Source organism: Clostridium sp. KLE 1755 (assembly GCF_000466465.2).
Taxonomy (GTDB): domain Bacteria; phylum Bacillota; class Clostridia; order Lachnospirales; family Lachnospiraceae; genus Eisenbergiella; species Eisenbergiella porci.
Map to the genome: position 1 here is coordinate 1 of NZ_KE992756.1, position 6,395 is coordinate 6,395.

The 6,395-nt window shown below is 54.6% G+C and carries 8 protein-coding genes; all 8 read left to right on the plus strand.

Features of this window, described 5'->3' with window-relative positions; genetic code table 11:
- Nucleotides 1-181: 181 nt before the first annotated feature.
- Nucleotides 182-958 carry a DUF6674 family protein gene (locus HMPREF1548_RS22545; RefSeq protein WP_021638947.1) on the plus strand — a complete coding sequence of 259 codons (777 nt, stop codon included), beginning with the start codon at nt 182-184 and terminating at the stop codon, nt 956-958.
- Between the two features lie 91 nt (nt 959-1,049).
- Complete coding sequence (locus HMPREF1548_RS22550) at nt 1,050-1,520, plus strand: PcfB family protein (RefSeq protein WP_009299176.1); 471 nt, start codon at nt 1,050-1,052, stop codon at nt 1,518-1,520.
- Entirely contained in the window at nt 1,517-3,340 is a 1,824-nt protein-coding gene (locus tag HMPREF1548_RS22555) for a VirD4-like conjugal transfer protein, CD1115 family (RefSeq protein ID WP_021638948.1), read from the plus strand. The genes HMPREF1548_RS22550 and HMPREF1548_RS22555 overlap by 4 nt, the downstream gene beginning before the upstream one ends.
- A gap of 92 nt (nt 3,341-3,432) precedes the next feature.
- Nucleotides 3,433-3,645 carry a Maff2 family mobile element protein gene (locus tag HMPREF1548_RS22560; protein WP_002571582.1) on the plus strand — a complete coding sequence of 71 codons (213 nt, stop codon included), beginning with the start codon at nt 3,433-3,435 and terminating at the stop codon, nt 3,643-3,645.
- Between the two features lie 26 nt (nt 3,646-3,671).
- Complete coding sequence (locus tag HMPREF1548_RS22565) at nt 3,672-4,538, plus strand: VirB6/TrbL-like conjugal transfer protein, CD1112 family (protein ID WP_009296695.1); 867 nt, start codon at nt 3,672-3,674, stop codon at nt 4,536-4,538.
- 51 nt (nt 4,539-4,589) lie between these two features.
- On the plus strand, nt 4,590-5,255 hold the full coding sequence (locus tag HMPREF1548_RS22570; RefSeq protein WP_009296696.1) for a septation protein SpoVG family protein: 666 nt from the start codon (nt 4,590-4,592) through the stop codon (nt 5,253-5,255).
- 45 nt (nt 5,256-5,300) lie between these two features.
- Nucleotides 5,301-5,921 (plus strand): DUF7007 domain-containing protein, encoded by a 621-nt coding sequence (locus HMPREF1548_RS22575; RefSeq protein ID WP_170321164.1) that lies wholly within the window; start codon nt 5,301-5,303, stop codon nt 5,919-5,921.
- A 45-nt stretch (nt 5,922-5,966) separates the two neighbouring features.
- Nucleotides 5,967-6,356, plus strand: a complete 390-nt coding sequence (locus HMPREF1548_RS22580; RefSeq protein WP_009296698.1) for a PrgI family protein — start codon at nt 5,967-5,969, stop codon at nt 6,354-6,356.
- Nucleotides 6,357-6,395: the final 39 nt, after the last annotated feature.

Below are 6,395 nucleotides of genomic sequence, written 5' to 3' on the forward strand. Positions count from 1 at the left end.
CCGGCCGCTTTCCGGTGAACGTCCTTCCCAGCTTCAAAAAAAGGCACGGGAAAAGCCGTCTATCCTGAAAACCATGCAGGAATATCCAAAGGAGCCGGGACAGGAAAAACCGCTTACGCCTAAGAAGGAGGCCGAACGGTAGGCTTCGGGCCATGCTGGCCCGAGGTTATGAAGGGAGTGATTGATTATCAGTAAGACCAGACAAAAGCGGCTGGCGGAGCAGAAGGAAGTAAAGGAACTGCTGGCCGTGCTGAAGGAAAACAATTTTTCCAGCGCAAAGGATCTCATGGCCGCCATCGGCCATGTGTCAGACTTGGAGGAACAGCTTTCCAGTGCGGTTCAGGAGCTTACCGCCATGCGGCAGGAATTGCAGGAAATGAAGCAATCGCCGTTAAAGGCCGCCCTGCAAAGGTCGGTTCAGACCTTGGAGGCGAAAGTTTCCCAGTTGAGGGTGCAGATTGACGCGCTGAAAGAAATCATCATAGAGGGCTGTAAACAGGCCCTTGCCGATTTTAAGCAGCGAGGAACGGCGGCCTTAGACGGCGTGGCCCGCTTCTTCCATCTGCGGGAAGGTCTGGAAGGGGTAAAGGAAACCATTCAGGCGGGGATTGCCACAGACGAAAAGGCCCTTGCGAAAATCGAAGCCGTTTCAGCCGAATACCACGAGGCGGGCAGGCATTTGAAATATGTAGGCCGGGCCCTGATGGGGAAGGAGGCCGTATCAAAGGCAAAAGGCCCGGGCAAGCTGGCAAAAACAGTTGCGGCACCTTACCGGGCTGAACGCTCCAGCCTGCTCTCCATGCAGAAAAGCGTGGAAAAAGCCCTCGCCCGGATAGAACGGCTGGAACAGGCGGCAGAAAAAAAGCCGTCCATCTTAGACACCATGCGGACGCAGAATGAAAAGATACGGGCGGAACCGGCAAAAGAGGCCCCGCCCTCCAAATATGCCGAGCGGTAGACCTCGGGCCACATTGGCCCGAGATTTTCCGTCTCCCGTAAAGATAAGAGGCCCCCCGGAGTTTATGGGAGCCTGACAGGAAGGAGGTATTATGCAGGACGAAGTAAACCAAAAAACGGTTGCCCTCTCAATCCGGGCAACAAAGCTCACAGGCCGGGTGCTGGCCTCCGCAATATGGAAGATTTTAGAGGAAGGGAAAAAGCGTCACCAGAAAGCGCTGACCCCGCAAGGCCGCCAAAGCGTGAAAAAGCTGATGAACCATTACGGGGCCAAAAACTCCATGCCCCTCGTGGGAGCGCCCCGGCAGTTTGACCGCATAGCAAAGGAATTTCATGTAGACTATGCGTTCCATAAGGTCAGCCCCGGCCACTACCTGCTGTTTTTCAAAGCGGGACAGGCGGACGCCATGACGGCGGCGTTCCAGAAATACAGTGACAAGGTGCTGAATAAGGGGAAAGACAAGGCTTCTATCCTCGGCCAGCTACGGAACCTTTCAGAGCATATCAAGTCCCGGCCGAAGGAGCGCCAGAAAACCAGAGAGGCGGTGAAGGAAGAACGGTGAGTGACAAAATCCGAAAATATGTGCTTCCCAACCTCCCCTACCTCTTTGTATTCTGGTTCTTCTCAAAGGTGGGGACGGCTTACCGCATGGCCGCCGGAGCCGATTTCGGCACGAAGCTCGTAGGCATGATGAAAACTTTCCCTACGGCCTTTGAAAACTACCTTCCGGGCCTTGGCGGGCTAGACCTTCTGGTGGGGCTTACCGGGGCCGTGGGAATGTACCTGCTTGTGCAGTCCAAAATCAGGAAGGGAAAAAAGTTCCGCCGTGAGGAAGAATATGGCTCGGCCCGCTGGGGTACGGCAAAGGATATCAAGCCCTTTGTAGACCCGGTATTTAAAAACAACGTCATTCTCACAGGTACGGAGTTCCTGACACTGAACACCCGGCCCAAAATCCCGGCCAACGCCCGGAACCTAAACGCCTGTGTGATCGGCTCGTCCGGCTCCGGAAAAACAAGATTCTGGCTGACCCCGCAGCTCCTTCAGGCCCATTCGTCCTATGTGGTCGTAGATCCAAAAGGCGGCACCCTCGAACAATGCGGGCGTTTCCTGCAACGACAGGGCTACCGGCTCCGGGTGTTCAACACTATCGACTTTACCAAATCCATGCATTACAATCCACTGGCCTACATCAAGACGGAAAGTGACGTGCTGAAATTTGTGACCGCCCTGATTGCCAACACCAAAGGGGACGGCAAAGACGGGGACGAGTTCTGGACAAAAGCGGAAACCCTTCTTTACTGTGCGTTGATTGCCTATATCGTCTTTGAGGGGCCGGAGGAAGAACGGAACATGAATACCCTTGTGGAAATGATTAACAGCATGGAAGTCCGGGAAGATGATGAGAGCTTCAAAAATGCCGTTGACTATATGTTTGACGGGTTGGAACGGAGGAACCCCAACCACTTTGCCGTGAGGCAGTATAAAAAGTATAAATTAGCCAGCGGCAAGACCGCAAAAAGTATATTGATTAGCTGTGGAGCACGTCTCGCGCCCTTCGATATTGGGGAGCTCCGGGAAATTATGACCTATGACGAGCTGGGGCTTGATATGCTGGGAGATGAAAAAACAGCCCTGTTTTTCCTGATATCCGACACAAATACCACCTACAACTTCCTCGTTGCCCTTGCCTTCTCCACTATGTTCAACATGCTCTGTGAGCGGGCCGACAACAAGTACGGCGGGAGGCTCCCCCATCATGTGCGGGTGCTGTGGGACGAGGCAGCCAACACGGGACAGGTGCCGGGACTGGAAAAAATCGTGGCCGTCATTCGTTCCCGCGAAATCAGCCTGACGCTGTTCTATCAGGCCATGAGCCAGTGCAAGGCGCTCTATAAGGACAACGCCGAGACAATCATGGGGAATATGGATTCCATCGTCTTCCTCGGAGGCCGGGAAAGCTCCACAATCAAGGAAATTTCTGAAAATTGGCTGGGCAAGGCCACCATCTCCATGCAGACAGAAAGCCGCACCCGGGGACAGTCCGAAAGCTACGGGCAGAATATGCAACGTCTGGGCCGGGAGCTTCTCACCACAAGCGAAATCACCACCATGCCCGGAAATATGTGTATCTGCCAGCTCCGGGGCCTCCCGCCTTTTTACAGCCCGAAGTATGACTTGAAAAAGCACCCCAGCTATAATCAGACAGCCGAGTACGACAAAAAGAAAAACGCCTTCCGCTCGGAAACCCTGTTCCGCCACCGGCCATTGAGACTAAAACCGGAGGACGAATACACGGTCTACGAGATAGAGGAAACAGACGCAGAGGAAGAAGCTGACATTCTCAACTTTGACGACATGGACAGTGACGACTTTGCGTGACCTCGGGCCACATTGGCCCGAAGCGCCGCCGTTATGGGCGGCTATTTTGTTACCCGAAAACCGATTCAATCTAAGAAAATGGAGGAAACCACATGGAATTTTTCAACTCTGCTATCGACATATTAAAGGTTCTCGTTATCGCCCTGGGGGCCGGGCTTGCGGTGTGGGGAGTCATCAACCTGTTAGAAGGATACGGCTCGGACAACCCGGCGGCAAAATCACAGGGAATTAAACAGCTCATGGCCGGAGGCGGTGTTGTCCTGATTGGCACACAGCTTATCCCCCTCTTATCCGGCCTGTTCTAAAGCGTTCCCATTTAAAGGAGTGATATATGGATACTATCATCAATGCAATCGTGGAATGGCTCAAGGGTGTGCTTGTAGATGGTATCATGGGAAATCTGGACGGCCTTTTCAACAACGTGAATGAGCAGGTCGGAGGGATTGCCTCGCAGGTTGGGACGACCCCGGCGGATTTTAACGCCGGGGTCTTTTCCATGATACGGCAGATATCGGAAACGGTCGTTCTGCCAATCGCTGGGATTATCCTCACGTTCGTCATGACCTATGAGCTCATTCAGATGCTCATAGACCGGAACAACCTCCATGACATAGACACATGGATGTTCTTCAAGTGGATATTTAAAACCTTCGTGGCCGTGACGATCCTGACGAACACCTTCAATATCGTGCTGGCTGTCTTTGACGTGAGCCAGCATGTGATACAACAGTCGGCGGGGCTTATCCAGAGCGGCACGGAAATCACGCCGGACATTATGGACAGCCTGCGCACGGACTTGGAGGCGATGGAGCTGGGCCCGCTGTTCGGGCTGTTCCTCCAGTCATTCCTCGTCCAGTTCACCATGACCGCCCTGAATATCGTGATATTTGTCATTGTCTATGGCCGCATGATTGAGATATACCTGCTGACCAGCCTTGCCCCTATCCCCTTCTCCACCGTGGCGAACCGGGAAACCGGGCACATGGGGCAGAACTATTTCCGGTCACTGTGCGCGGTCGGCTTTCAGGGGCTCCTGATTATGGTATGCGTGGCAATCTACGCCGTGCTGATTCAGAGTATTGCAACGGACGGCGACCCCATGGGAGCCATCTGGCGCTGTGTCGGCTATACGGTGCTCCTGTGCTTTTCTCTCTTTAAGACCGGGAGCCTGTCAAAATCCATCTTCGGCACCGGTTAAACCGGCAGAAGGACTTCGGGCCACCCTGGCCCGAGGCGGGAAGGAGGACATATGCCGAGACGCTACAAGCTGGGGGCGGACGGGCAGGCCCACCCGGCCTACTTTGGAAAGCTCCCCGAGGAATTTACAAAAGAGGATACCCTGCGTTTCCTCGCAGACACGGATATCCAGTTATACAGGCTTCTGTCGGCGGACACTCATGCCGCACTCCGGGCAGAAGGCTACGAGTATAAAAACGGGGGCCTTATCCCCATTTCAGAAAAGGAGACAGTTATGCAGGAACAGACAGGCGGCGCACCCGCCGCTACACAGGAACCCATGAAGCTGGACGTGAGCGTGAGGCTCATTGACCCCGTAAAAAACCTGATTGGCTTTGCCAGTGTGAAATTCAACGACTGTTTTGTGGTGGAGAATTTCAAGATACTGCAAGGCGAAAAAGGGATTTATGCAGGTATGCCCAGCCAGCCGGACAGAAACGGGGGCTACCGTGACGTAGCAAAACCCATCACGAAGGAGTTCCGCAGTCAGCTTAACGAAGCGGTTGTGGAAGCCTATACGACGGAGCTCGACCATTTGCAGGCAAGATTAGCAGCCGCACGGGGAGGCCAGGAACGGCCCTCCATCAAGGAACAGCTCACCGCCGGGGCAAAACAGGCGGAACAGGCGCAGGCGGAGAAACCCGCAAAGGCAAAGGCCAGCCGCGGGCAGGACAGATAACTTCGGGCCATGGTGGCCCGAAGTGAAGGAAGGAGGCGTATGCCCATGACACACATAAAACAAGCCTATGACGCCGCCTGCTACTACGATGGAAAGCTGTTGGGCCGCTGTACCGTGGCTGACAGTGAAGCCTATTCCCTTCTGATGAAGGAGTGCGGCGGCGAGGCCGTCCGTGTCCTGCGGGAATATCCCTACCTGTCCCCGGAGCTGAAAGCCATTCTGGAAAAAGCGGCGCTCATGCAGGCCGACCGCCAGAGGACAGGCGGCATGTTCCATGAGCCGGAAAGCTCCCCGTGGGGCAAGGTTCAGACCTGCGACACGCTCTGCCCCGGGGTGTTCCTTGTGAGCACGGCCAGCCACGGCGGGACAATGGTAGCAAAGGAAGTGGCCGCCGTCCTGTCTACTGCGGCTAAAAAATGCGGTTTCCAGAGGAACGGTTACATCTGTTTTGAGGAGGACGCACAGGAAAGCGTGGTACTGCGGGAGCTCTTAGATAAAAAGCTGTGGAAAATCCCTGACCGTATCAAGGATAAGGAAAAATTTGAGGAAAACATCAACCAGTCCATCAGACAGTATAACCCCGACTACTGGCGGGCAAGGCAGGCCGGACGAGAGGCCGCCGTGGAAGGGAAACGGCCCCTGCCCGCAAAGCAGACGGCCAGATAGCTTCGGGCCACCATGGCCCGAAGTGCCAAAGGAGGTGAACAGCCCATGGCATATGTACCCGTACCAAAAGACCTAAACAAAATCAAGACGAAGCTGGCCTTAAACTTGACGAAGCGCCAGCTTATCTGTTTCTCCCTTGCGGCGGCGGTGGGGATTCCGTCCTACCTGTCCAGCCGTGGAACCATCGGAAACAGCCCGGCCCTTTTCCTGATGATTGGCCTCATGCTCCCGTTTTTCTTTTTCGCCATGTATGAGCGTGACGGCCTGCCACTTGAAAAGGTGCTGAGGAATATCCTGCGCACCCGGTTCCTATATCCGAGGGTGCGGCCCTATCAGACAGAAAATTTTTATGCTCTATTGAGCGGTTTCAAGAAGGAGGCGAAGCCGATTGCAGAACCAGAAAAAAAGAAAAAGCCCCGCAGGAAAAAAGCCTGACCGGAAAGGCGGCCTGTTTCCCGGCGGAAAGCGGAAGGG